Origin of the sequence: Methylobacterium ajmalii (assembly GCF_016613415.1) — a bacterium.
GTDB lineage: Bacteria > Pseudomonadota > Alphaproteobacteria > Rhizobiales > Beijerinckiaceae > Methylobacterium > Methylobacterium ajmalii.
In genome coordinates this window covers 16,801-41,511 of sequence record NZ_JACWCT010000186.1, presented here as the reverse complement: position 1 = coordinate 41,511, position 24,711 = coordinate 16,801, and the positions used below count along the sequence as shown (strand labels likewise).

The following is a 24,711-nucleotide window of genomic DNA, read 5'->3' as shown; positions in this document are numbered from 1 at the left end:
TCAAAGTGTATCGCCAAGACGAGATCTGCGCGCGACGGCGTTGTGCTGGCAACCTCGACGCGCTCGGGCTGGCTTAGCGCAATTGCAGCCACGCTGCAGCCGCTGACGGAGCTTCTACGCCGGGAAGTGATCGGCGGCTGCGACGTCCTGCACGGCGATGACACGTCGATCCTAGTGCTGGCCCTGGCACGGGCAAGGCGAGCACCGGACAGCTGTGGACCTATGTGCGAAACGAACGCCCCCACGACGGCGTTCGTCCGCCAGCAGCTATGTTCTTTGCCTCGCCCGACCGTCGGGGCGAGCGCCCGCTCGCCCACCTAGCGGCCTTCTGCGGCGTGTTGGTGGCCGACGGCTATGCCGGCTTCAACGGGCTGTACGAGGCTACCCGTGCCGGCGGCGCCCTGACCGAGGCGAGATGCTGGGCGCATGTGCGCCGCAAGATCATCGACGTGCACGCCGCGACGGGCTCGGTCCTCGCAGTGGAGGCGCTGGAGCGGATCGGGGCGCTCTCCGGGGTCTAGTGCGACATGCACGGCAAGCCGCCCGATGCGCGCACTCGCGAGCGACAAACCCGCTCGAAGCCGCTGGCCGAGGCGCTGAAGGCGTTTGCCGAGACGAGCCTGGCCCAGGTCCCGAGCCAGTCCGACCTGGCCAAGGCGTTGCGCTACATGCTGGCGCGCTGGCCGGCGCTCATGCGCGCCTTCGATGACGGGCGTCTCGCCCTCGACAACAACGCGGCCGAGCGGGCGCTGCACTGCGCTGCGTGGCGGTCGGGCGCAAGAACTACCTGTTCGCGGGATCCGAGCCGGGCACCGAGAACCTGCTGCGCTCGACCCCGCGGCTGGACCCGTTCGCTCTCGACCTGTTCAACCCGGTGTACGGCCAGCCCAAGCCGCCCTTCACGCGCCGCTACAGCGCCAGCGAGAACGTCGGCAATACCGCCGTCTACGCGCAGGACCAGATCGCCCTGAGCCCGGAGTGGAAGCTCCTGCTCGGCAACCGCACCGACTTCTACAACCAGACCTTCCGCGACAAGGTCGGCGGGGAACGCACAGAGCAGGACCGCACCGGCTTCTCGCCGCGCGCCGGGTTCGTCAACCAGCCACTCTCCTTCCTCTCGCTCTACGGCAACGTGGCTGCCTCCTTCCGTCCGAACACCGGCTTCGACAGCGCGACGAGGCCCTTCGCCCCGGAGACGGGCTTCGGCTACGAAGTCGGAGCCAAGCTCGACCTCTTCACGGGCTTGAGCGTGACGGCCGCGGCCTTCCACATCGAGAAGGAGAACGTCCTCACCACCGATCCCGAGGATTTCTTCTTCCAGATCGCGGCCGGTGCCGTTCGCAGCCAGGGCTTCGATCTGAGCTTCGTCGGGCAGGTGACGCCCGAGTTCCGAGTGATCGGCGGCTACGCTTTCATCGACGCGGCGGTGACGCGCGACGAGGTCCTGCGGGTCGGCTCGCCACTCCTCAACATCCCGCGCCACTCGGGCAGCCTGCTCGGCGTGTATGAGGTCCAGGGCGGCGACTGGAAGGGCTTCGGGATCGGTGGCGGCGTCCGGGCCGTGGGCTCGCGCCTCGGCGACAGCGGCAACGAGCGGTTCCGGCTGCCGGGCTACGTGCTTGCCGACGCCCTCGTCTACTACCGGTACGAGAACCTGCGCTTTGGGCTGAACGTCGACAATATCTTCGACGCAACCTACTACGAGCGCTCCTACAACTCGTTCTGGGTCGGCGTCGGCGAGCCTCGGCGCGTGACCGTCAGCATGACGGCCCGCTTCTGATGGGCGTGCATCGAGTGACGCTTCCAGCGTCGACAGGTGCACCGCTCACGTCTGAACGCATCGGCTCCGTCGATGCGCTCCGCGGGCTGGTGATGGTGCTGATGCTCCTCGATCACCTGCGCGAGACGTGGTTCCTGCACGTGCCCGTCGCTGATCCGATTGACGCCAGGACTGCCCTGCCAGCCCTGTATCTGGCCCGCCTCGCGGTCAGCCTGTGCGCGCCCGTCTTCGTCGCGCTGACGGGCGTGGCCGCATTCCTCTTCAGCACCCGGCACACGCGGGCGGCGACACGCGCCTATCTGGTGAAGCGCGGTCTCGTGCTGATGGCCCTGGAAATCCTCTACCTCTCCGAACTGTACTGGGGCGTGGCCAGTCCGACCCTCTGGCTTCAGGTGATCTGGTGCATCGGCGTGTGCATGATCGTCCTCGCGACGCTGATCGGCCTGCCGCGCTCGGCCCTCCTCGCGATCGGGCTCCTGATCGCCTACGGTCACAACCTTCTCGACCCGATCCAACTCCAGCCCGATCAGCCCTTGTTCCCCGTCTGGGCCATGCTGCACCACCGCGACACAATCGCGCTGCCGTTCGGACTGGTCGCGAAGACGACCTATCCGGTGCTTGCATGGATCGGCGTCATCGCGCTCGGCTACGCGATCGGCCCGTGGTTCCTGCCCGGGGTCGAGGTCCGCACGCGCGAGCGGCGTCTTGTGGGGCTCGGCTGCATGATGCTGATCGCCTTCGGGTTGCTGCGCCTCGCGAACAGCTACGGCGAGAAGCCCTGGTTCGTTGTCGACGGCAGCGCCCTGCGGACGGCGATGAGCTTCTTCGCGCTGACGAAGTACCCGCCCTCGCTGCTGTTCCTGTTGCTGACGCTTGGGATCGGTGCGCTGCTCCTCGTCGCCCTGGAGCGGGCGCGCGCTGCTCCAGCCGTCACGGCGTTGGCGGTGTTCGGCGGTGCCCCGATGTTCTTCTACCTGCTCAACCTGACGGTGCTGCGGGCGCTGTATCACGCCGCCCACGCGATTTGGGGCTCGACGCAGAGCTTGCTATCCGGTGTAGCGAACTACGCCTGGGTGTTATTGTGGTATGTTGGGCTGATCGTGCCCCTCTACCTGCCGACAGCGTGGTTCTCGTGCTTCAAGGCGTCACGGCGCGAAATCGCTTGGCTGAAGTACCTCTAGGGCCGAACCCAGCAGCTTGACCGTGCGAAGGGTGACCTCCGATCCCATCCAGACCACGGTGGTAGCGTCTCGGATGTCCGCTTGGATCAGAAAGTGATCCCTTACTACCGGACACAAAGATCTTATTCCGCCAGCCGTGTGCCGGCCGTCTTGGTGCTTGGCCCGACGCCTTGAGGGACCGGCACTGATGCGCCCGCGTAGTTGCTGTTGATGTAGAGCGTGGCCTTGTCCGTGACCTGTAACTTCTTGGCGATGACCACCGTCCACGGCGATTGATCGGATACCTTGTTGCCGTTGCCGCCAATCAAAAGTGTTGCGTTCGGAAGATAAACCGTACCGTACATTTTACGGATGTTCTTCGCGGTGAGTTCAATCGTTCCTGAAAAGCTACGATCGGTCATCAATGCAAATCCGGCAAAAATCCCTCCCTTGCGCCCTTCCAGAGACAGACCGGCATTGCCGTTGAGATTGATCGACGCGAAATCTTTTAGAAACACCACAGCATCGGTTCCGACGATCTGTGCGTTGCCGCTCATCGTCAACGATCCGCCCGTAAAGTAATGCTCCCCGGCCGACAGCGTAATGGTTTCATTGCCGGACAACTCGATGTCGCCACAGTGAAGCCCTGGGTTCAGATAGGTTGTGCTGGTGATACTCGTCGTATCGCACCCGGTCGGGAACGCGATGTTCAACGCGGCAAAAGGGTCCGGCATGACGCGTGTGCCGGTGAGGGGGTTGGGACTGATCGCGCCGAACGCACCGCCTGCGGCACGCGCATCACCCGCAGTCACCAATGCGCCCCCCGTTGCAGCGAGGTCGCTGTTGCTCTGCACGAGGCATCCGGCCGCGTTCAAGGCTCCGCTGCTATCGAGACCGACAACCGTGCCGCCGCTGCTCTGGATGCCTAGCACGCATAAGGGACCGCTGGCGTAGCGGATGGCTTTGGCCGTGACGTGCAGGTTCCAGCCGCCGGGGGGAAGGAGGCTGCGGAAGAACGACGGACGATTTGCGCCTTGACTGACCGTCATCGCAGAAGCTTTGAGATCCAACACTGCGGACGAGGTGACAGCCCAGCGCAAGCGCATGGGGTCGGCCAAGTTGTCTGCAAACACTCTGGTCCGCTCGGTGGTAGCGGTAGAGAGATCAACGCCCAACTCGGCCGCGCCTTTCAGGGCGGCTGTGTCCACGATGGTTTGTAGCTTTGTACGAGTGAAGAAGACCTCGGCCACCTCCACGGCTCCAAGTGTGGCCATTGCAAGGACCGGCAGCGCCGTAGCGAGGATGATGATGACCGCGCCGCTCTGGTCTCGCTGAAATGCCCGCGCCCGGGCAAGCGCACACGTTCCCGCGGCCACGTTCAATTTCGTTAACACTTGTTTACGCCAGCTCGCACCGGACAAGATATCGTCCGCCGTATGATACTCTCTCCAACTAGGGGTAGCGCAACGTAAGTAAAAATATCATAAATTATGCGCTGAACGCTCATAATCAATTTCAGCCTTAAGTTGCAACTTCATTGCAGGAAAGTGCCGTAGGTAATTATTACTTCTTCATAAATATCTAACTATTTTTGGCTTGCGACCTCCGCGGTCCACAATGCGGATGTGCGTTTCGCAGTGAGAAAACGAGCGTTTTCCACCACCATCTGCGTTTCGCGCGGTCAAGTCGAAAGAGTTTTGACCATAATGTGGATTGTGTGAGCGGATCTGTCGGGCGCTGGCCCGTCGCCAGCGCCCCGGCACGAAGGCCGCAGGACTCCTGCCTCCGATCTCGTTGACTCGACTCAGGACCCTGAAATACCAATGGCTCGACGGTTCCCTTCGGGGATCAAAAGGGAACGCGGTGAGGTGCTGCAAGCACCGAGACCGTGGCTGCCCCCGCAACTGTAAGCGGTGAGCCTTCCGCCACCATGTCACTGGGCAGCCTCGCTCGGGAAGACGGTGAGAGGGCAGCGACCCGCGAGCCAGGAGACCTGCCGTCAGTCGTGGTCACGCGCGAAGCGCGTCGGGCGGGGTGTCCTGGCGGGTGTCGGCACGGGTCTTCGGGATCCGGGCGGCCTTGTTCGCGGTGACGTGCCACTGCCGTTACCCAGGTCTCGACCGTGTCCCCTTCCCGCCTGTCGCTCGCTTCAACGTTCTTCACCTGCGTCGCCACTTTCGTGGCTCCTCCTGCCGACGCCCAGGAGGCTGCGGGCGAGATCCGCCTCGACGAGATCGAGGTCGCGGCCCCTACGCCCGTGCCGTCCGGCGCCGCGTCCGCCAGCGCCGGCTATGTCGGCGGTGTCACGGGCATCGGTGGCGCCCTCATGACCGTCAATTCCGCCAGCGCCGGGATCATCTCGGGCGCGCAGCTCAACAGCCGCCCGGTCACCCGCCCGGGCGAAGTGCTGGAGGAGGTGCCGGGCCTGATCGTCACCCAGCATTCCGGCGAGGGCAAAGCCAACCAGTTCTTCCTCCGCGGCTTCAACCTCGACCACGGCACCGACATCGCCATCCACGTCGACGGCATGCCGGTTAACATGCGCACGCACGCCCACGGCCAGGGCTACGCCGACCTCAACTTCCTCATTCCGGAACTCGTTGGGGCGGTCGAGTTCCACAAGGGCCCGTACTTCGTCCGCGACGGCGACTTTGCCTCGGCAGGGTCGGTGCGGATCGACTACCTCGACAAGCTCGACCGCAACATCGCGCTGACCACGCTGGGCAGCTTCGGCTTCAAGCGCGGGCTCTCCGCCGCCTCCGTGCCGCTCGGTACGGGCAACCTCCTGGTGGCGGGCGAGGCGCAGACCTATGACGGGCCGTGGGTCGTGCCCGATGCCCTGCGCAAGCTCAACGGCGTCGCCCGCTACAGCCAGGGCACCGCGACCGACGGGTTCGCAGTCACCGGCATGGCCTACTGGTCTAAGTGGAACGCCACAAACCAGATCCCCGAGCGGGCGGTGGCGGAGGGCATCATCGGCCGCTACGGCACGCTGGATCCCACCGACGGCGGCGATACCGGGCGCTTCTCGCTCTCCGGGCGCTGGAGCCAGTCGGGCGCGGGCGGCATCACCCGGGCCTCGGCCTACGTGATCCGCTACCAGATGAACCTCTGGAACAACTTCACCTACTTCCTCAACGACCCCGTCAACGGTGACCAGTTCCGCCAGCGTGATGCCCGGGTGCTCGGCGGCGGTGAGATCTCCAGGGTCTTCCAAGGCGACCTGTTCGGGTTGCCGATGGAGAACGAGATCGGCGTCCAGACCCGCACCGACGACATCCGGGTCGGCCTGTTCAACACCACCGCCCGGCAGTACCGCTCGACGGTGCTCGACGACCGAGTGCTGGAAGCGAGCGCCGCCTTCTACTACGAGAACCGGGTGCGCTGGACCGACTGGTTGCGCACCAGCGTCGGCTTCCGGGCCGACGGGTACTACGCCGATGTCCGCTCCGACACCGCGGCAAATTCGGGCCGGGCTCGCGACGGCATCGTCAACCCGAAGCTCGGGGTGGTGTTCGGGCCGTGGGCGGATACGGAGATTTACCTGAACTACGGCGGTGGTTTCCACTCGAACGACGCCCGCGGCGTCACCGCGACGGTCGATCCGGCAAGCCCGCTGTTCAACATCAGCCGCTCGCCCTTCCTGGTCCCCTCGACCGGCTACGAGGTTGGGATCCGCAACCGCTCCATCGCCGGACTGGAGACGAGCCTCGCCCTGTTCCGGCTCGATTTCGCATCCGAGAACCTTTTCCAGGGCGACACCGGCACCACCGAGCCGAGCCGGCCGACCCGCCGTTTCGGCATCGAGTGGAGCAACCACTACGCGCTCACCCCTTGGCTGCGGTTGGAGGGCGACCTGACGATCACCAACGCGCGCTTCTCCGACCGCGACCCCGTCGGCCAGCGCGTGCCGGAGGCACCGACCACCATCGCCTCGGCGGGCGTCACCTTCGGCAAGGGCCAGGGTTGGTTCGGTAGCTTGCGCTTCCGGTACTTCGGTCCCCGGCCCCTGATCGAGGACAACTCGGTGCGCTCGAAGCCGACCGCCCTGCTCAACGGCCGGATCGGCTACGCCTTCGACAACGGCGTGAGCCTCGCCCTCGATGTGCTCAACCTGACGAACGCCCGGGCCGACCAGATCACCTACTACTACGAGTCCCGTCTGCCCGGAGAAGCGGCCGCCGTTGCCGACCGACACTTCCACCCGGTCGAGCCGACCGCCGTACGCCTGACCCTGGCGGGGCGGTTCTGACGGGCATTCCTGGCTGAGACGAGCCCTACCATCTGGAGCGGACCCTTGCTGCCCAACCCCTTCGACGATCAGCCTGCCCGTCTCAGGGTCAAGGTCGGGCTCGTCTACGCCGTCCTGATCGCCGCCAACATCGCGGCCTGGGCAGCGGCCTTCGCGACCTTCGCTCATCAGCCCGTCCTGCTCTCGACCGCTTTCCTCGCCTACAGCTTCGGACTGCGCCACGCCTTCGACGCAGACCACATCGCGGCCATCGACAACGTGGTGCGCAAGCTCATGCAGGAGGGTCGGAAGCCCCACTCGGTCGGCTTCTTCTTCTCTCTCGGCCACTCCACCATCGTCATCCTGGCCTCGGGCCTGATCGCCGTGACGGCCGCGGCGATGAAGGACAGCTTCGACCAGTTCCACGACCTCGGCGGCGTGATCGGTACCGCGGTCTCGGCGACGTTCCTGCTCGTCGTCGGCATCGCCAACCTGTTCATCCTGCGAGGCGTCTGGGCTGCGTTCTCCCGGGTGCGGCGAGGCGGCAAGATCGTAGACGAAGACCTGAACACCCTCCTGTCCGGACGGGGGCTGCTGGCGCGCCTGTTCCGCCGGGTCTTCGGGGTGGTCTCGCGCTCATGGCACATGTACCCGATCGGCTTCCTCTTCGGGTTGGGCTTCGACACCGCGACCGAGGTCGCCCTGCTCGGGATCTCGGCGACGCAGGCCACGCAGGGCCTGTCGTTCTGGGCGATCCTGATCTTCCCGGCGCTGTTCACCGCGGGCATGACGCTCCTGGACACGACCGACAGCGTGCTGATGACCGGCGCCTACGGTTGGGCGCTGGCGAACCCGGTTCGCAAGCTCTGGTACAACCTGACTATCACGGCGGCCTCCGCGACGGTCGCGCTGTTCATCGGCGGCCTGGAGGCCCTCGGCCTGATCGGCGACAAGCTCGGGCTCACAGGCGGACTGTGGCAAGCGGTGAGCACGCTCAACGACAATTTGGGCGAGGCCGGCTTCGCCGTCGTCGGCATCTTCGTCGTGGCGTGGATCGCCTCGGTCATCATCTACCGCGCCAAGGGGTACGACCGGCTCGAACCCGCTCGGTGAGGGCGCTGTTGCGAGACGGCGCCCCTCTCGACTGTCGGGCCACGCTCTCCGCGTGGAACAGCCGTGTACTGGCCTCGCGAATATTTCGAAGCGTTGCAGCGAAGCGATTGACCGTGCGTCTCCGCGTCGCTTAGCTGGCCGTGACGGCGCCCCTTGGGGATCAAAAGGGAACGCGGTGAGGGTGATGAACCCGATGCCGTGGCTGCCCCCGCAACTGTAAGCGGCGAGCCTTCCGCCACCATGTCACTGGGCAGCCTCGCCCGGGAAGACGGTGAGAGGGCAGCGACCCGCGAGCCAGGAGACCTGCCGTCAGTCGTGGTCACACGCGAAACGCGCTGGGCGGGGTGTCCTGGCGGGTGTCGAAGGTCCGCCAATCCTGCGTGGAGGCGGTGACCCGAGGCCTCGTTCGCGGTGACGTGCCACTGCCGTTGCCCGAGGCTTATCTCCCGTGCCCCATTCCCTTCACCGCGCTCGCCTGAGCGCGCTGGCGCTCTCCTGCGCCGGTCAGGCACTGCTTGCGGCGCCAGCAGCACACGCCCAGCAGGTCGCCGCCCCATTTGCGGACGCGTCACGAGGCGGGGAGGCTGTCATCCCGCTCGCCGAGATCTCGGTGTCGGCCACCGGCGTGCCCACGCCGGTCACACAGACCGGGTCGAGCGTCACCGTACTCACCTCCGACCTGCTTCAGGCCCAGTAGGTTCGCACCGCGCCAGACGCTCTCCGGCAAGTGGCGGGCCTCAACGTCGTCCAGACCGGCGGCGCAGGCGGCCAAACCTCGGTGTTCATCCGCGGTACCAACTCCAACCACGTCAAGGTCCTGATCGACGGCATCGACGTCAACGACCCCTCAACGCCAAACCGCTCCTTCGATTTCAGCCAGCTTCAGACCGAGGATCTCTCCCGACTGCAGGTGCGGCGCGGCCTCCAGAGCGGCCTCTACGGGGCCGACGCCATCGGCGGCGTCATCTCGCTCGTGACAAAGCGCGGCGAGGGCCCAGCCCGGGCAACTGCCTTCGTCGAGGGCGGCTCCTACGGCACCGGTAACCAGGGCGGCCGCATCTCCGGCTCCGAGGGCATCTTCGATTATTCGTTCTCCGTGCAGCACCTGCGCCAAGCCGCGCTGCCGGTGACACCGTTCGAGCTCCTGCCGGTCGGCGTGCCGCTGCGCACCGCCTTCAGACATCAAGACGGTTTCGACCAAGCTCGGCGCGCAGCTCACCGATACCTTTCGCCTGAACTACGTGCTGCGCTTCTCCGACAGCGCCTATCTCGACCAAGCCGATGGCGGCTTTCCCTACCGGCTGACGCCCTACCGCAACCTCAACGACCAGCAGCAGTTGCTGATACGCGGTGAGGCCGAGTGGACGCCGCTGCCGGGTTTCCACAACGTGTTCGGGGCCAATTACGCGAAGTTTGACCGCCTGTTCGCCGGACCGCTCGACCCGCTCGCGCCACCGACGCCCTCGCCAGCCGGCCCGGCGATCGAGGCGAACTCGCTCGCATACATTGCGTCGCCGCCGATCATCGGAGTGTTAATCGCTTGATCGCGCATCTGACGCAGGATCAGACCGCCCTCGGTGTAGACGCCGCCGAAGTAGACTACGTCGGCGCCGAGGCTCTTGATCTTCGAGGCGAGCGCCGAATAGTCCTTCTCGCCGACGTTGATGCCCTCGAACGCGACCTCGCGCAGGCCGCCCTTATTGATCGCCTTCTTCACCTCATCGGCAAGGCCCCGCCCGTACGGCGTCTTATCGTGGACGATGAAGACCTTCTTGCCAGTGAAGTTCTTCACGAGGTAGTTGCCCGCGACCGTGCCCTGTTGGTCGTCGCGCCGTCAGATGCGGAACGTGTTCCAGAGACCGCGGTCCGTGAACTCGGGGTTGGTCGAGGCCGGCGTGACCTGGAGCGCGACTGACTCGGCGTAGACTTCAGAGGCTGGGATTGAGGCGCCTGAGTTCTGGTGGCCGATCACGAACTTGATGCGGTCGGTCATCAAGCGGTTGGCAACGGAGACAGCCTGCTTCGGATCACCCGCGTCGTCCTCGAACTGCACGGCGATCTTCTCGCCGAGGATGCCGCCCGCCGCGTTGAGGTCATCTACAGCTTGTTGCACACCATTGCGGTTCTGAACGCCGACGGCGGCGCTACCGCCGGTGAGCGGCCCTGCCCAGCCGAGCTTGAACTCGGCGTGCGCCGGCTGCGCCAACGCCGCCACGGCGACCGCCGCGAAGATCCATGACCTCATCATTCGCCCTCTCCCTCTTCAAACGGCGTTAGGCCAGCGGCAGCCGGTGGCGCACGATGGTGACGTGGAAGTCCGCCCCGTAAGGCAGCGCGGCATCGTTGAAGTCGTAAGTCGGGTTAGCCCCTCTGGCCGAGGCCGTGATCGGCCAACCTCATCCGGCTCTCGGGCGTCCTGCACACCACGCCGTCGATGCCGGGCGTTTCACGGCCCGCGTTCTGCTGGGTCACCCGGCGGACCGCGAGCCGTTTTGCGGATGTGGAGCGAACCAGGAGCTTCTGCAGGTTCTTGACCTGCCGAGCCTTCCCGGCTGCCGCGGCACGGAAGATGCGGCCCTGCAATCGCTTCACGGCGTCCTCCGTCGCGGCCCAATCGATCTCGGGCCAAGTCGTCTGTCCGCGTTCACCGGTCAGTTCGGCTGTAACCGTCCAACGTCCCCGGAAAGTCCAAGCGATCCAAAGCGTCTCGACCGTTGAGACCCTGGCGGAAGTCAGCACCCTTGCGGGTCGGGTATCTCCTCGTCGCCGAGGCCCTGTCCGCCCCATAACAGGGCAGTCGGGTGGGCAGGTGCGCATCTACTCCGAAGTCAGACGAGGCACGATGGTGTGCATCTACATGCCCCGGCATCTCGGCGAGGATGTCGACGATCAGGAGATGGTGCCTCCCCTTCCAGAATGCCCCGAGGGCGGCCAGACCGTTCTCATCGTCGATGACGAGCCTAGGTCCGCATGCTGGTGTCGGAGGTCCTGAGCGAGCTTGGCTATCATGCGCTCGAGGACCAGGACGATCCCTCGGCCCTCAAGCTTGTTCAGTCGAAAGTCCGCATCGACCTGCTGGTCACTGGTGTCGGCCTGCCGGGCGGGATGGACATGCGGCAGATCGCTGACGCCGCCCGTGAGCTGCGAGCCGGCATGAAGGTGCTGTTCATTATCCGGTACGCCGAGAACGCCGCCATCAACCGCGGCCATCTCGACCCCGGCATGGCCGTGATGACCAAGCCGTTCGCCGTCGCTGCGCTCGCCAACCGGATCAAGGAGCTGATCTCGGAGTAAGTCTCAACGGAGATGAGCTGAGCGTCAAAAGCCCGCTGACGTTTAGCGGGCTGTCTCAACCGCTTTCAGGCAGCTTTCGTCCGCTTGCCTGCCCCAATTTTCCCCGGCACTGGCGCACTGTCAGTCTCAGCGTCGGAGGCGTCGGAGGGTTCCGGCTTGCGACCTAGACCGTTCTGCCTGGCGAGAGCCGAGCGCGTTTCGGAGTAGCTCACAGAAACCATGGGATAGTCGTGCGGTAGGCCGTAGCGTTCGCGGTACGATTGGGGATTGAGACCATGCCCGGCAATATGGCGCTTGAGCGTCTTGTAGATCTTGCCATCGATAAAGCTCGTTAGCCCGTCACGCGTGATCGATTTTCTGATCTGGGCAGGTGTGGCCTTGTCAGGACCCTGCTCCGGCTTCGCTTCAGGCAGGCCGATATTGCCGAGGGCGGCATGCACGGACTCGATCAGGGCCGTCAGATTGCCGGAGTGAACGTGATTGTTCGCCACGTAGGCCGAAACAATAGCGACTGTGCGATCGATCTGCCGCGTGCCTGACAGGGCGTTCTGACCGGTCATGGATACTCCCTAGAAAAATTAGCTATCAGTCACGGTTTCGTGATGGCTGACGGCGGCCGCTTTGGCAATTGGGAGACGTAAATTCTCCGACCCCGATTGTGGCGCGGAGAGCCGTCGAAATCACCGCGGCTTCCCGTCGCGTTATGAAAGTCGAGAGAAACATATAACGGGCCTGGATCTCCTGGAGGACGGTAATGATGCAATGATTTTGACAATGTCGAGCGATGGTTCAGGATTGGCAGTCGCTCTGTATTGATATAATAATTTTTGTTTACCCTCCAAGATTGTCGTGACTGCAATCTAATCGTCTTCAGTGGAACGGCTTCAGCCGGTTGGGCCCGATGTAATAATCAAGCTAGATGTTCCGACGTTCGCACCCTCATTTGCGAGAGCCGGCTTTCGCCGGCAGTCCACTCCTGGCTATCTTCCGAATCAGATTGGAATTGTTAAAAATTACAGCGAAGTGGGCATAGTTGTTCGACCAAGTATCCTGTGCTAAAGGGCGCGCATGGCCCGCCGCGTAACCTATGACATCCTCGATGCTCCGGACGGACGTTTCACCGTCATCGCGACAATCGAGCCGGACAAGAGATTTTTTCGAACCGAACTCGCGACTCATGCAGAGGCCCAGGAATGGGTCGAAGGCTTGCGCGACATCATGGCGTCCCTGGGCGCGCCCGTGAGCCTTGCCTTGCCTGAGCAGCCTGGTCCGCTCCCGGTGAGCGCGATCCTCTCCTACCTGCGTAAAACAGAGTCGGAGACGGACCCGTAGACCCCCGGAAAGCAATCGTGCGTCAGGCCTGCCACAGCCGGGCCCCCGGGCATGACAATCGTCACGAAATTGTCTGCGCACGGCCGGCATCCCGAGGCAAAGAAGATCACGAAAACGACCTTGCACCAGTCACAAGGAAGGCTTGAAATCCAGCCCGTCTGTTCCAGCCATCGCGGGCGCAGTGGTAGGCTTCGCCGTCGGCGACGACATCTCCAATAGAGGTGCTGCCGCGATCTGAGGCCTCCACTCTTAAGCGGGGGTTGTTCTCCCAACCGCCTTCGTCCCCGTCATTTGTCAGCGGGAATGCCTTGCCCAGCGCATCGGGCAGGGAAAGATCGTCTCGAAGGATGCGACCTTGACCATACGGTCGACCGGCATGGCCTGGCCGCGCGTGGTCACTGTGTAGTCTGAACTGATCTTCTGAAATATCTAGACAGATTTCATATCCGTATTCTTCACATTCTTAAATAAATAGAGACATCAAATTCGTTACCCACAGATCGATGCAGCGCCGCTGCGGCCTGTATAAGTTTCTTCGACATGATTTTGCGTTCCTGCAACTGGTGGCGTAATTACCCATGGGGTATTTTTCGACACGCGGGTTCGTCTGCTCCTCCTATCTGGGCTGGCGGTGGGGGTGATCAGGCAGTGATGGTGGCGAGGAGGGTAGCGAAGGGCGTCGCCTTGGTCCTGAGGGCGGCGGTGGCGACGACGGTGCGCACGTCCGCCTCGCCCCTTGTCGCCCACATCGCACGGTAGCCGTTCGTCACCTTGCGCTGGATCACCGCCGGCCGCAGGTCGCGCTCGCAGGCGTTGTTGGTCACGTCCACCTGCCCTGGGAAGGCTACGAAGGTCAGGAGCTGGTCGCGTGCCCGGCGCATCCGGGCTTGGAGCGCCTGTGCCAGATCGCACGTCGCGGGGGCCTTCAGGATAGCGTCGAGATCCTGCTCCAGTTCGCGCCGCTTGCGCGCCAGGGTCGAGGCGGCCAACTCGGTCAGCCCCCGGGCGAGCCCGAAGGCCTCGTCGAGCCACCACTGGAGCTGCATGGCAATCAGATCGTCGCCGGCTTCCACCGCGTAAGCCACGTCGCGAGCGAGATGCGCCAGGCAGGTCTGCTGGCGTTCGCAATGACCCTGCTGAGCCGAGTAGCGGTCGGAGATCCAAACCGCCGGCCTATGTCGGAACGCGGTTTGGCTGATTCGTTATCGGGATGAGCCGCAGCGATCTGGAGCGCCTGAGCAGGGAGGAGCTGATCGAGCTGGTGCTGAAGCTGCACCGGCCGGAGAAGACGTCGCGCACCTCGTCCAAGCCGCCGGCGAGCGACCGCAAGGAGCGGCGCGAGAAGGCCCGGCCGGGCGGGGCCAAGCCCGGGCATGAGGGCCACAAGCGGGCGCTGACCACCGATCCGGATCAGGTCATGGAGCATCGGCCGGCCTCATGTTCGGCCTGCGGCGCGCCACTGCCCACCGATCTGCCGGCCGAGGTGATCAGCGTGCACGAGCGGATCGACCTGCCGCTCGTTCGCCCTCTGGTCGAGCAGCACCGGCGTCTGTGCGTGACCTGCCCGGCCTGCCGGACCCGGGTCGCCGCCCCACGACCGACGGGAGCCGACGCGACGCCGTTCGGGCCGCGGCTGCACGCGGTGACGACCTACCTGAAGACGTTCCAGGCGCTGTCCTACGAGCGGCTGCAGGCCGCGCTGTCGGACCTGTTCGGGCTGAGGCTGAGCCAGGGCGGGCTGATGAACGTGCTGCGACGCGCTCAGCACTGTTTTGCCGAGGGCCGGGATGCGGCGCTGGCGCGTCTGCGGCAGGCCCCTGTTGGGGCCTCGGACGAGACCGGGGTGCGCACCGAGGGCGCCAACAGCTTTCACTAGGTGTTCCGCTGCGAGGACGCAGTGGTGCATCATGCCGCCTCGAGCCGGTCTGCTGCTGTCGTCGGCGAGGTGATGGCCGGGCATAGGGGCGACCCCTCGCGACCGAGCCCCGCCGTGCCGACACCCCCCCTCGGTAATTACCTGGTGGCGGCCTGCCAGATCCAGGCGCAGCTTCTGACGCCATGACGCCCAAGAAATCAGTCGGAGCGGCATCGGGATTTTCCTGCTTCAAGGCCCGGTAGATGAAGGTCGTGGACCTGAAGCAGTTCAGAATACCAGGCTCGATCTGCGCGAAGGCGGCACGGGCCAAGGTTGTGCTGCGCAGGCCTTCAGCTACCAGCTGTTCCCGCCGTTGATGCATTGACGGAGCGCACGTCATGGCGCCATCTTTCGTCAACGACGAGGAAACCAATGCCAGGTATGGCACGCGCTATCCGACACCCGAGATCTACTGCGTGCCGGGCGTTTACCGCAGTCGCCTGGCCGAACTCAACAAGTTCTATCTGGAAATCAAATGCACCTGTAAGAACAGGTACAATGTGCCGATCAGCGCCCTGGTCCGCAACGATGGCGGGGCGACGCGCACGCTGCACGATCTCCCGATACGCCTGCAATGCGGGCGGTGCGCGACGCCGCCCTCCTCCGTGCCGCTCAACGAGTGCGCGATCTAACACTTCGCTTGCGGCCCGATCTGTGGCTGGTCCGTCCAAGTCTAGCCCATCTTACCTGCAGAGAGCGCAACCGGAGCCGCCCAGCCACTTAAGGTGTGACTGACTGTCCATCCGGACGATGCGCTGAACCGCACCGCTATGCCTCAGGGTGGGCGAGGCAAGGCGACCTGCAGAGGTCAAGATGCGCGTGGGGACATCCGGAACCTGGACATGTCGGACGACTGCACGCGAGGCGCCAATATGATCCTGGCGCGGTTCGGCGCGGTGCACGCCGGCGCCGGCATGTTGGTTGGGGCGCTTCTGGGGTGATGGTTCGGCAGCAGCCTGACATCGTTTCTGGCGTCGCGGGGTCTAGCGCAGTCATCTCAGGCAGGACGGCCGGCTGCCGCAGTCGCGCAGCGCAATGTCGACATGCAGGATTCTCTGCTGCGCATCTATTATAGAGAGGAAAATAACGATCCTGTGCGAGCCCACGACGAATTGTTTCCGAAAGCGATTTGGTCTGCGGCGAAAATAACGGGAAACCGGGCTCTTTATGCCAAGCCCGTCGGTACCATAACCACTTCTATTATGGACGGATCCTGCGTTGTCGTCATCGATGGGGCGATACCGAACGGCAGCTTCCCACGCGGTATGAAAGTCATCTATCGGACCGCAAGCGGTTGGGACCACGGTTACATGAAAGTCGAGGGCTTCGCCGATGTCCCCCTCAGCGCTGATTGTCAGGCCCGGGTTTACGAAGCCGAGAAGCGATGAGACAGGTGGACCGGCATGGCTAGTGATGCGGCGTAGGGTCTGCGGATCCTGATTGAGGCCGAGGCGCGCGGCCCCTGCCTGGCCGGCTACGAGGGCGGGGAAGGGGAAACGCTGACAGCATTGCGCCTGAAAAAAACCGTCAGCGCCCCGCCAAGATGTTGGACTCGGTCAGCCTGGGGGTGAGCTACCATTGTTTTCTTTTTTATTCGCGCCAGTCTATTCGTGCTCGATGCTGCGATTAATCGGGTTGTCTTCCTTTCGCAAACATGCAGCAACACGCGCATGAATTCGGCGGAGTTTTGTCTTATGTTATCGTCGATCCGCTCGGGCGTCGGCAAACGGGCGGCCTATGACCTTTATCGATTTCCGTCCTATCGTCGTCGACACGGGCACTTCGGACCGTGAGGGCTGCCTTGCCCTCGTGAACGGCCAGCTGGTGGCCGTCCTGACGCGCCTCGATCCGGGAATCCATTCGGAGCCGGGCCATGCCGGCCAGTGGCACGTTGAAGTGGCCTTTCCCAGTCATGTGAAGCCGCCCAGGGATACGCTGTTCGCCGACCTCGACCAGTGCCGAACCTGGCTGGCGGCGCGCTACGGCTAAAGAGCCTCTGGATGTCTGAGCCGGTCCTGGCATGATCCTGTCCAGTCGGGGCAGGATCCGGCCATAGCGGAAGACGGCAGGGGCATTGCTCACCTGGCCCTGGCGAAGTTCGGGGCAGCTTGCGCCGGCGCCGGCTTCTGCCTCGGGGCCGTTCTTGTCTTATACATGATGTGGGAGCCCAGGCCTATGCGGTCCAGGTTCGCCTTCAGCACGCCGTACACCGGCAAGATTTTGCAAAGCGCGGCGGCCGATTTCTTGAAATACAGCCCGGCCTATCAGGCCGGCTTCATCAAAGGGATGGTCAGCACACTAGAAACCTGCGGCCATCTTGAAGCCGATTGCCTAGTTCATTACTTCAACGGCCACGACCAGCATGGCAGGCAGGATTATCTGGTAAGCCTCGAACTGAACGCGCCGAACTACATGGAAACGCATAAGGCGCCGGTCTATCTCATCAGCGGCGCCCATAATTACTGCGTCTATCCCGGCAATGCAGAGGACATGCAAGCGGCCTCGACGGGTTGCTAAACGGCTTCTGACGTGGTCGGCGCCTAACATGGGTCATTGCCAGAGGAGCGGTGCCGGATATCCCGTACGGGTGGCCGGACCGAGGAAGCCGACAGGCTTGGGTCGATCCGCGCAAGCCGCTGCTTCAACCGCGAAAACCCGGCAGCGGACCACAGCAAGGCCGAAGCCGCCGCCATGGAGGGCGGGGTCCTCTCGCTCATTTAAGTGGGTGGCACCCCTTCACGCGCTTCGAGACGGGCGAGGTGCTCCAGATGCCGGCGCTGAATGTCCTCGAACAGGATCAGCAGCGCCTCCGCCTCGTCGGCCGGCAGACCGCGCCGTCGCAGGCGCACGATCAGGGCGAGCTGCCTGGCGAGGCACCGGGCGCCGATCGCGACATGCTGCCTGACCATTTCGAGTTCAATCGAATTTTCGCGCATACATGGATCACAGCAGGCTGTCCGGGCTCGGGGCGTGTGCCGTCCACCGGATCGAGGCATTGAGGGGCCTAACCCTGGTCCGCCATGGCGGCCATATCTATCCACATCGCGCCCAGAGCGTGGCCGTCCGGGTCGGTGAGGTCGCGGGTGTACATGAAACCGTGATCTGCCATCGGGTTGATGTCGACCGTGCCGCCATGGGCCGTGGCCGCGTCGCACAGGGCGTCGACTGCCTCGCGGCTGTCGCAGGACAGGGACAGCATGACCTCGCTCGATGTCACCGGCGGGATGGGACGACATGTGAAGCTGCGCCATTTCTCGTGGGTAAGCAGCATGAAGCTGATCGTGTCGCTCCACACCAGGCAGGCGGCGATATCGTCGGCGAACCGGGTATTGTTCTCGAAGCCTATAGCTTCGTAGAAGGCGATCGATGCCTTTAGATCCGTCACCGGCAGGCTGATGAATATCGATCTGTTCATGTTTGCTCTGTCCTGTCGGCTCTTCAGATTTCGGAAATATCTCAAGTAAGAACGGTTCGCAGGGTCTGTCTAGGGACCAATCTCTTAAAGCGAGGTGAAATCCTTGTGCCTCAAATATCCTACCGGGTGAATGACGGCGCCAGCTGGCAGTGGGGCGGCAATGAGCCCCTGCACTACCAGATGCCGTAAGGGACCAGTGTTGTCGAATCCCTGGCGTATGATTTGTCATGCGCTGCGGAGGCGATGCCATCATGGTGGATGCCGCCGGCCTGGAAGTCAGGCATGGCAGAGCAGTCGAACGACATCCCCTCATGGACCGGAATTGCAGACCGGCATACAAACCAGGGCGGGGCCGAACAGACGCGTCCACAGAGCCAGAGAATATCGTGCGCTAACTATTCTCCGCAGATTAGGTTGACCGCTAGCTTTAACATTGAATTAATAACTCAGTTGGCAGCCGCATGGCTCATACGCACTCTATAACTTTGATATTCCAACGAATGAGCCGAGGTGGATTCAGATAATAAGGCATGATTTAACTTGTAGTTGTTTACGTTATATTCGGAGCTGGCGGCTATGCTGCCAATCTAGATCCGGCGCCTGTCCGGACGCCCGCGGGCCCGCAGTGTACGCGCCCAACATAAAGGCATACGCCATGCTCTTCGGCCGTTCTCCGTTGGCCAGGCTCGACGTCCTCTACCGATCCCACGCTGTGGTCGAGTATAGTCCTGATGGGACGATCCTGAGCGCCAATCGAAACTTCCTCGACTCACTCAGCTACACGCTTACTCAAGTCAAAGGTCGCAAGCACGCCATGCTCGTTGAGCCCGGCGAAGCGAGCGGTCCGGCCTATGACGCCTTCTGGCAGGCGCTGAGACAGGGTCGCTGTCAGCAAGGCGAGTTCAAGCGAGTTGCAAGGGACGGCCGCGAGGTCTGGCTGCAGGCCACCTACGCACCCCTTCTCGACCGTCGTGGACGTCCGGTCCGCGTGATCGCGTGCGCCGCCGACATCACCGCCCGAAAGCTCAGGAGCATTGCCAGCGAGGCCAAGGTTGCGGCGATCCTGCGCTCCCAGGCTATGATCGAGTTCACGATCGACGGCACGATCGTCGAGGCCAACGAAAACTTCCTCGCCGCCGTGGGCTACGGCATCGATGACATCCGTGGTCAGCATCACCGCATCTTCGTTGAGCGGGCCGAACAAGCCGACCCCGCTTATCAGGAGTTCTGGGCTGCGCTCGCCCGGGGCGAATACAGGAGCGGCGAGTACAAGCGTCTTGGCAAAGACGGCCGCGAAATCTGGCTGGAGGCCACCTACAATCCCGTGTTTGACTCCCATGGCAGACCGGCTGGAGTCATGAAATTCGCCATGGACGTCACCGCCTCGAAGCGCTTGACTCTCGATCTTACAGGCCAGATTACCGCGATCGACAGGAGCCAGGGCGTCATCCAGTTCGCGCCCGACGGCACCATTCTTGAAGCCAACGAGAATTTTCTCGCGGCCGTAGGCTACCGTGCGCACGAGATCAAAGGCCGGCATCACCGGATCTTCGTGGAACCTGACCACGCCTCGTCGGCCGAGTACCTCCAGTTCTGGGAACAGCTGCGGGCCGGGCAATACCGCACCGCCATCTTCAAGCGCCTGGGCAAAGGCGGGCGCGAAATCTGGCTGCAGGCTACCTACAACCCGGTGCTTGGCGCTGACGGACGGCCGGCGAAGGTGGTGAAGCACTGCACCGATATCACGGCCGGTGTGACGGCGCGGTTGCTTGCGGCCACGGCTTCGAGCCGGGTCGCGCAGGGCGTGCAGGCTTCGGCGGCAGCGGCGGAGGAGCTGAGCGCATCGGCAGCCGAGATCGCGCAGTCCGCCGCTCGCTCGCGTGCGCTGATAGACGAGGTCAATGGTCAGGCCAAAGCTGGCGGCCGCTCGACGGGCGATCTTGAACAGGCGGCATCCTCGATGGGGGGGATCGTTCAGATGATCCAGGGCGTGGGCGAGCAGATCAATCTGCTGGCCTTGAACGCAACGATCGAGGCGGCCCGGGCGGGCGCGGCAGGGCGAGGCTTTTCGGTCGTGGCGGGCGAAGTGAAAAACCTGGCCGGGCAGGTGACGCAGGCGACCAACCGGATCGTTCAGGACATCGAGGCAATGCAGGCGGTGGCGGGCATCGTGGCGACGAGCTTGCGGAGCATCGAACGGTCGGTCGCCGAAGCGCAAAGCATGGTGAACGGCATCGCGTCCGCGGCAGAGGAGCAGAGCGCCGTCACTCAGGAGATCTCGTCGGCCATGCAGTGTGCGTCCCGGGGTCTGACTGAAGTCAATCAGAGCCTCGTTTCCCTATCGATGTGAGAGGGCCCGTCACGGAGAGAAGAACAGTCCCTCCGAATGCAAACGAGCACCAGAGCGTCGCCGGGCTATCGGCCGGCTGCGCTCTACTCGGCAGACACCTCCCGGAGCCCGTAGTCTCCGCCCATACGGGTGACGATCTCTGACGCGAGAGAAAGCAAGCGGGGCTGGCGCCTCATCCTGTCGATGAATGGACAGCTGTCGCCCGCGGGCGCCGGTGTTCCCGGCCTCTAGGAAAAACTACAGGCCGGGTGATCCCTCCTCCTGGGCTTCAGGCCATGACAGTCTTCCCCTGCCCACTGCCGCTGAGGACGGCAGATTTTGTGAGACAAAACTTTTAGAAACAGAAGAAAGAAAGATGATCGTACACCATTAGACTAAATCAATTTCGTTGAACAAACTGGTTTTGTGGGAGGGGAACCCGCGGAGGACGGTGGTAGACACCGGTATCAACGAGCGGGTGGCGCCGACCAAGACGCACGTACTTCTAAATCCGGTGACAGTCGGCGCGCATTTCAGAAAGAAGCATCACGTGATCGCGGGCGCAGGCGGTTGCGGGCGCTGAACGCACTGGCGCAGGCCAGGAAGCTGCCGAAGAACCGTGTCAACGCCGATTGAAGTCTGACCCACCTTTGGGTTCTCCCGCGTTTGTGGTGCAGCCGGATGGCGAGTCACGGAGCCGCACGGATCGTGAACATCAGGACCGGCCTGCACATCTGATCTGGTGCCCAAACGCCTGCTGCCCCTCATCCCCGCCGGTCTCGTCGTCGATCAGGTCGACCTCGAGCCTGACCAGATCATCATCAGTACCCATCCCCGCGCCACGACCGCTGGCTGCCCGGGGTGTGGGGAGTTCTCGGCTCAGTCTCACTTGTCAGCGGGCGTTGAATACTCCCTGATTGTGGGCATCGAAAATTCCCTGGTCGGTGCCCTGGCCCGTAGGGTCGCGACGCCCCGCGCCCTCTCGGGCTTTTCCATCCTCAGCCACCATGCCTGCCGATACCGATCGGCTGGGAGCGACGAGGATGGTTCTGCTGGGAGAACTCGTCATGATCTTGGACCTGCACCGACAGGGCCTGTCCGTCTCCGCCATCGCCCGCCGGACCGGCCGCGATCCGAAGACGATCCGCAAGTACATCGAGCGCGGCCTCGAGCCGCCGGCCTACGGCCCGCGTCAGCCCGGCCGCCCGAGCAAGCTCGCGCCCTATCTCGATTATCTGCGCGAGCGGATCACCGCCTTCCCCGACCTGAGTGCCGTGCGCCTGACCCGCGAGTTGCGCGAGCGCGGCTACACCGGTGCCTACACCGCGGTGAAGCGGTTCGCCGCCGCGATCCGGCCGCCCGAGGCCAAGCCCTACGAGGTCCGCTTCGAGACCCCGGCCGGCCAGCAGGCGCAGGTCGACTTCGCCCGCTTCCTCGTCACCTTCACGGATGCGCCGGACACGACCTGCATCGTCTGGCTGTTCTCGCTGGTGCTCGGCCATTCCCGGCACATCGAGGCGCGCTTCGTCCTGCATCAGGACCTGCAAACGCTGCTGCGCTGTCACATGCAGGCCTTCACCGCGATCGGCGGCGTGCCGATCGAGATCCTCTACGATCGCATGAAGACGGCGGTCACCGGCGAGGATGCGGACGGCCACATCGTCTACAACCGATCCCTGCTGGCACTCGCCCAGCACTACGGATTCCTGCCGCGCGCCTGCCGCCCGTACCGGGCCAAGACCAAGGGGAAGGTCGAGCGACCGTTCTCCTACATCCGCCAGGACTTCTTCCTCGCACGTTCCTTCCGCGACCTCGACGACCTCAACCGCCAGCTTCGGAGCTGGCTCGATACCGTCGCCAACGTCCGCTTGCACGGCACCACGCAGCGGATCGTCTCGGAAGCCTTCGCCGCCGAGCGGCCCGAGTTGCAGCCCTTGCCGGCTCTGCCCTTCGACGCTCTGCTCACGCTGGAGCGGCGCGTCAGCCACGATGGCCTCGTCTCGATCGGTGGCAACTATTACAGCGTACCGGATCGGACCCGGCGCGTCGTCGAGGTGCATCAGTTGCCCGACACGATCCGCATCCTCGATGGTGGCCGGCTCGTCGCGAGCCATCCGATCCTGGAGGGACGACGGCAGTACCGCATCGACCCCGACCATCGGCAAGGCACGGCCGCTCGGGCCATGCGCCACGGCCATCCCGACAGTCTGCCGATCGGCCGCCATGGCGATCACGTCGCCCGGCGCTCGCTGGCTGTCTACCAGGCAGTCGGCGAACGGCTCGCCGGCGGGATCGGAGGCCAGCGATGAGCCGCACCGCATCCTGTGCCATCACGACCCTCGACAGCATCAAGCGCAGCTTGGTCGGCCTGCGCATGCCGCGCGCCCTGGAGGTGCTCGACGCGACGGTCCGGCGCATCGAGCAGGGCGAGATCGACGGCTTGGCCGCCCTCGACGTGATCCTGACCGAGGAACTGACGCTGCGCGAGAACCGCCGCGTGAAGACCGCCCTGCTGGTCGCGCGCCTGACCACGATCAAGACGCTGTCCGGGTTCGACTTTGCCTTCCAGCCCTCGCTCGACCGCGAGCGCGTCCTGGCGCTGGCGGAACTGACCTTCATCGACCGGGCCGAGGTCGTCCATCTGCTCGGACCACCCGGCACCGGCAAGAGCCATCTGGCGATCGCGCTCGCCGTCGAGGCGGTCAAGGCCGGGCGCAGCGTCGTGTTCTCGACGCTGGCCGACCTCGTGACCTCGCTGGCCAAGGCCGAGCGCGACGGCTCCCTGCGCGAGCGCATCCGCTATCTCTGCCGGGCCTCGCTGCTGGTCGTGGACGAGATCGGCTACCTCCCCGTCGTCCCCGGTGGCGGCAACCTGTTCTTCCAACTCGTCAACGCGCGCTACGAGCGCGGGGCGATGATCCTGACTTCGAACCGCGGCTTCGCCGAGTGGGGCGAGGTGTTCGGTGATCCGGTCGTGGCGACAGCCCTGCTCGACCGACTCCTCCACCATGCCGTGGTGATCCAGATCGAGGGGGCGAGCTACCGCCTGCGCCAGCACGCCGACCTCGTCCCCGAGCACGTCCGCTCCAAGGCCCTGATCGTTCCGCCGCCCGCACCCAGGCGTCGCGGTCGTCCACCCGGAAAGGCTGCCTCCGATCACACGGCCGGCTGATCACCGATCCGCACCGAACCCGCCGGCCAGGGAATTTTGAAAGCCCACAATTGCGGAGACTTCGGTGCCCGTTGACAGCTCGCAAGCGCTGGTGCAGGTGCTCGATCGGCACCGCGGCGAGTTCTCCCGTGTCGCGCGAACCATCGTGAGCCAAGCCGCAGCGGAAGCGCCGCCGGTCGAACCCCGTCCGGCGACCAAGGCGCAGCAGCGACAGCAGCAGGGTCAGGCGGACCGGGAGGCCCGCTTCCAGCATGTTGCAGCCCTGGCTCGGGACGGCCAGGGCATCCGCGCCATCGTGCGCGAGACCGGGCTGTCGCGGAACACGGTGCGGCACTGGCTGCGGGCCGGCACGGCGCCGACGTGGTGCAAGGTCGAACGGGCGCGGATCACCGATCCCTTCGTGCCCTACCTCGTGCGGCGGCTCGACGAAGGCGAGCGCAACGCGACGCGGCTGTGGCGCGAGTTGCAGGCCTCGGGCTTCCGGGGTGGCGTGATGAGCGTCCGGCTCTGCGTTGCTGCTCTCAGGGGCGGCCCGCCGCGGATGCGACCTGCCCCCGGTCCAGTCTGGCGGCGCCCGTCGCCGCGGCGGACGGCGCGGCTTCTCCTGACCGGCGGCGAGCGTGGCGAGAGGGATGGGCGCTTCCTCGATGCCCTGGTGGCCGCTGTCCCCGAGATCGAGCGTGCGATCGCGGAGGTAAAGGCCTTCACGGTGATCGTGCGGGAGCAGGATCAGGCGGCGTTTGGGGCGTGGCTGGATCGCTGTCGCGATGGCCCGCTGAGCGGCCTGGCGGAGGGGTTGAGGCGGGATCGGGCCGCCGTGGAAGCCGCGCTCACGCTGCCCTGGAGCACGAGCCCGGTGGAGGGGCAGATCAACCGCGTGAAGACGCTGAAGCGGACGATGTATGGCCGTGCCAAGCTCGACCTGCTGCGCGCCCGCGTGCTGGCGGCGTGACCGCTACGCCTGCACCAA

The 24,711-nt window shown here is 64.4% G+C and carries 18 protein-coding genes, 6 pseudogenes and 2 riboswitches; of the genes and pseudogenes, 17 read left to right on the top strand and 7 right to left on the bottom strand.

All coding sequences use genetic code 11. The features are described 5' to 3' along the window. Positions 1-42: 42 nt before the first annotated feature. The 3 genes and pseudogenes from HPY23_RS33455 to HPY23_RS32000 all read left to right on the top strand — a co-directional run. Positions 43-698, top strand: a pseudogene (locus HPY23_RS33455) (IS66 family transposase); the annotation flags it as partial. Between the two features lie 65 nt (positions 699-763). Beyond that, positions 764-1,780, top strand: coding sequence for a TonB-dependent siderophore receptor (locus HPY23_RS32005; protein WP_244936189.1), 1,017 nt, complete (start codon positions 764-766; stop codon positions 1,778-1,780). Continuing rightward, the gene (locus tag HPY23_RS32000; RefSeq protein WP_099954457.1) at positions 1,780-2,961 is read left to right on the top strand and encodes an acetyltransferase domain-containing protein; all 1,182 of its coding nucleotides are present in this window, start codon (positions 1,780-1,782) and stop codon (positions 2,959-2,961) included. The genes HPY23_RS32005 and HPY23_RS32000 overlap by 1 nt, the downstream gene beginning before the upstream one ends. A gap of 122 nt (positions 2,962-3,083) precedes the next feature. On the opposite strand, the gene HPY23_RS31995 is transcribed toward HPY23_RS32000, so the two are convergent. After that, positions 3,084-4,316, bottom strand: a complete 1,233-nt coding sequence (locus tag HPY23_RS31995) for a TadE/TadG family type IV pilus assembly protein (protein ID WP_099954456.1) — start codon at positions 4,314-4,316, stop codon at positions 3,084-3,086. A 439-nt stretch (positions 4,317-4,755) separates the two neighbouring features. After that, positions 4,756-4,955: riboswitch (cobalamin riboswitch) on the top strand. Between the two features lie 203 nt (positions 4,956-5,158). On the opposite strand from HPY23_RS31995, the gene HPY23_RS31990 reads away from it, so the two are divergent. The 3 genes and pseudogenes from HPY23_RS31990 to HPY23_RS31980 all read left to right on the top strand — a co-directional run. Next, on the top strand, positions 5,159-7,192 hold the full coding sequence (locus HPY23_RS31990) for a TonB-dependent receptor (protein ID WP_413231128.1): 2,034 nt from the start codon (positions 5,159-5,161) through the stop codon (positions 7,190-7,192). 45 nt (positions 7,193-7,237) lie between these two features. Next, complete coding sequence (locus HPY23_RS31985; protein ID WP_099954455.1) at positions 7,238-8,284, top strand: HoxN/HupN/NixA family nickel/cobalt transporter; 1,047 nt, start codon at positions 7,238-7,240, stop codon at positions 8,282-8,284. Between the two features lie 127 nt (positions 8,285-8,411). Beyond that, positions 8,412-8,609: riboswitch (cobalamin riboswitch) on the top strand. A 123-nt stretch (positions 8,610-8,732) separates the two neighbouring features. Continuing rightward, positions 8,733-9,750: pseudogene (locus HPY23_RS31980) on the top strand (TonB-dependent receptor); the annotation flags it as partial. On the opposite strand, the pseudogene HPY23_RS31975 reads toward HPY23_RS31980, so the two are convergent. Beyond that, positions 9,687-10,529 (bottom strand): annotated as a pseudogene (locus HPY23_RS31975) (branched-chain amino acid ABC transporter substrate-binding protein). The pseudogenes HPY23_RS31980 and HPY23_RS31975 overlap by 64 nt on opposite strands. Positions 10,530-10,645: 116 nt before the next feature. Further along, positions 10,646-11,071, bottom strand: coding sequence for a reverse transcriptase N-terminal domain-containing protein (locus HPY23_RS33735; RefSeq protein ID WP_099954454.1), 426 nt, complete (start codon positions 11,069-11,071; stop codon positions 10,646-10,648). A 7-nt stretch (positions 11,072-11,078) separates the two neighbouring features. Between HPY23_RS33735 and HPY23_RS33450 the strand changes: the two are divergent. Continuing rightward, positions 11,079-11,578, top strand: a pseudogene (locus HPY23_RS33450) (response regulator); the annotation flags it as partial. Between the two features lie 65 nt (positions 11,579-11,643). Here the strand turns inward: HPY23_RS33450 and HPY23_RS31960 are convergent. Continuing rightward, positions 11,644-12,138 carry a Ros/MucR family transcriptional regulator gene (locus HPY23_RS31960; RefSeq protein ID WP_099954452.1) on the bottom strand — a complete coding sequence of 165 codons (495 nt, stop codon included), beginning with the start codon at positions 12,136-12,138 and terminating at the stop codon, positions 11,644-11,646. A 508-nt stretch (positions 12,139-12,646) separates the two neighbouring features. Between HPY23_RS31960 and HPY23_RS31955 the strand changes: the two genes are divergently transcribed. Next, complete coding sequence (locus tag HPY23_RS31955; protein ID WP_174800100.1) at positions 12,647-12,910, top strand: hypothetical protein; 264 nt, start codon at positions 12,647-12,649, stop codon at positions 12,908-12,910. A 641-nt stretch (positions 12,911-13,551) separates the two neighbouring features. On the opposite strand, the pseudogene HPY23_RS31950 reads toward HPY23_RS31955, so the two are convergent. Beyond that, positions 13,552-14,088 (bottom strand): annotated as a pseudogene (locus tag HPY23_RS31950) (IS66 family transposase); the annotation flags it as partial. A gap of 32 nt (positions 14,089-14,120) precedes the next feature. Between HPY23_RS31950 and HPY23_RS31945 the strand changes: the two are divergent. From HPY23_RS31945 to HPY23_RS31925, 5 genes and pseudogenes are all read left to right on the top strand, one after another. Continuing rightward, positions 14,121-14,873, top strand: a pseudogene (locus HPY23_RS31945) (IS66 family transposase); the annotation flags it as partial. A 290-nt stretch (positions 14,874-15,163) separates the two neighbouring features. Next, on the top strand, positions 15,164-15,457 hold the full coding sequence (locus HPY23_RS31940; protein ID WP_099954450.1) for a hypothetical protein: 294 nt from the start codon (positions 15,164-15,166) through the stop codon (positions 15,455-15,457). Positions 15,458-15,868: 411 nt separating this feature from the next. Next, positions 15,869-16,213, top strand: coding sequence for a hypothetical protein (locus HPY23_RS31935; RefSeq protein ID WP_123834344.1), 345 nt, complete (start codon positions 15,869-15,871; stop codon positions 16,211-16,213). A gap of 349 nt (positions 16,214-16,562) precedes the next feature. Then, a complete protein-coding gene (locus tag HPY23_RS31930; protein WP_099954449.1) occupies positions 16,563-16,814 on the top strand; it encodes a hypothetical protein in 252 nt (83 codons plus the stop codon). A gap of 186 nt (positions 16,815-17,000) precedes the next feature. Continuing rightward, a complete protein-coding gene (locus HPY23_RS31925; protein ID WP_099954448.1) occupies positions 17,001-17,342 on the top strand; it encodes a hypothetical protein in 342 nt (113 codons plus the stop codon). Between the two features lie 200 nt (positions 17,343-17,542). Here the strand turns inward: HPY23_RS31925 and HPY23_RS31920 are convergent, their stop codons facing one another. Together HPY23_RS31920 and HPY23_RS31915 are read right to left on the bottom strand one after the other, a co-directional pair. Further along, complete coding sequence (locus HPY23_RS31920) at positions 17,543-17,761, bottom strand: hypothetical protein (protein ID WP_099954447.1); 219 nt, start codon at positions 17,759-17,761, stop codon at positions 17,543-17,545. 68 nt (positions 17,762-17,829) lie between these two features. Next, the gene (locus HPY23_RS31915; protein ID WP_099954446.1) at positions 17,830-18,240 is read right to left on the bottom strand and encodes a VOC family protein; all 411 of its coding nucleotides are present in this window, start codon (positions 18,238-18,240) and stop codon (positions 17,830-17,832) included. Positions 18,241-18,895: 655 nt separating this feature from the next. On the opposite strand from HPY23_RS31915, the gene HPY23_RS31910 reads away from it, so the two are divergent. The 4 genes from HPY23_RS31910 (at position 18,896) to HPY23_RS33970 (ending at position 24,693) form a co-directional block, all read left to right on the top strand. Next, positions 18,896-20,590 (top strand): methyl-accepting chemotaxis protein, encoded by a 1,695-nt coding sequence (locus tag HPY23_RS31910; RefSeq protein WP_099954445.1) that lies wholly within the window; start codon positions 18,896-18,898, stop codon positions 20,588-20,590. Positions 20,591-21,612: 1,022 nt separating this feature from the next. Continuing rightward, entirely contained in the window at positions 21,613-22,878 is a 1,266-nt protein-coding gene (gene istA / locus HPY23_RS31905; RefSeq protein ID WP_200602002.1) for an IS21-like element ISMex13 family transposase, read from the top strand. Further along, positions 22,875-23,741 (top strand): IS21-like element ISMex13 family helper ATPase IstB, encoded by an 867-nt coding sequence (gene istB / locus HPY23_RS31900; RefSeq protein ID WP_099952836.1) that lies wholly within the window; start codon positions 22,875-22,877, stop codon positions 23,739-23,741. The genes istA and istB overlap by 4 nt, the downstream gene beginning before the upstream one ends. A gap of 64 nt (positions 23,742-23,805) precedes the next feature. Continuing rightward, on the top strand, positions 23,806-24,693 hold the full coding sequence (locus HPY23_RS33970) for a transposase (RefSeq protein ID WP_200602001.1): 888 nt from the start codon (positions 23,806-23,808) through the stop codon (positions 24,691-24,693). Positions 24,694-24,711: the final 18 nt, after the last annotated feature.

Excerpts from the sequence above, each read along its gene's own strand:
- HPY23_RS31960 (WP_099954452.1), bottom strand. The coding sequence starts at position 12,138 with ATGACCGGTCAGAACGCCCTGTCAGGCACGCGGCAGATCGATCGCACA.
- istB (WP_099952836.1), top strand. The coding sequence starts at position 22,875 with ATGAGCCGCACCGCATCCTGTGCCATCACGACCCTCGACAGCATCAAG.
- HPY23_RS32000 (WP_099954457.1), top strand. The coding sequence starts at position 1,780 with ATGGGCGTGCATCGAGTGACGCTTCCAGCGTCGACAGGTGCACCGCTC.
- HPY23_RS31940 (WP_099954450.1), top strand. The coding sequence starts at position 15,164 with ATGGCGCCATCTTTCGTCAACGACGAGGAAACCAATGCCAGGTATGGC.
- istA (WP_200602002.1), top strand. The coding sequence starts at position 21,613 with ATGGTTCTGCTGGGAGAACTCGTCATGATCTTGGACCTGCACCGACAG.
- HPY23_RS31920 (WP_099954447.1), bottom strand. The coding sequence starts at position 17,761 with ATGCGCGAAAATTCGATTGAACTCGAAATGGTCAGGCAGCATGTCGCG.
- HPY23_RS31935 (WP_123834344.1), top strand. The coding sequence starts at position 15,869 with ATGCAGGATTCTCTGCTGCGCATCTATTATAGAGAGGAAAATAACGAT.
- HPY23_RS31910 (WP_099954445.1), top strand. The coding sequence starts at position 18,896 with ATGCTCTTCGGCCGTTCTCCGTTGGCCAGGCTCGACGTCCTCTACCGA.
- HPY23_RS31930 (WP_099954449.1), top strand. The coding sequence starts at position 16,563 with ATGACCTTTATCGATTTCCGTCCTATCGTCGTCGACACGGGCACTTCG.
- HPY23_RS33735 (WP_099954454.1), bottom strand. The coding sequence starts at position 11,071 with ATGGGGCGGACAGGGCCTCGGCGACGAGGAGATACCCGACCCGCAAGG.
- HPY23_RS31915 (WP_099954446.1), bottom strand. The coding sequence starts at position 18,240 with ATGAACAGATCGATATTCATCAGCCTGCCGGTGACGGATCTAAAGGCA.
- HPY23_RS31925 (WP_099954448.1), top strand. The coding sequence starts at position 17,001 with ATGCGGTCCAGGTTCGCCTTCAGCACGCCGTACACCGGCAAGATTTTG.
- HPY23_RS31955 (WP_174800100.1), top strand. The coding sequence starts at position 12,647 with ATGGCCCGCCGCGTAACCTATGACATCCTCGATGCTCCGGACGGACGT.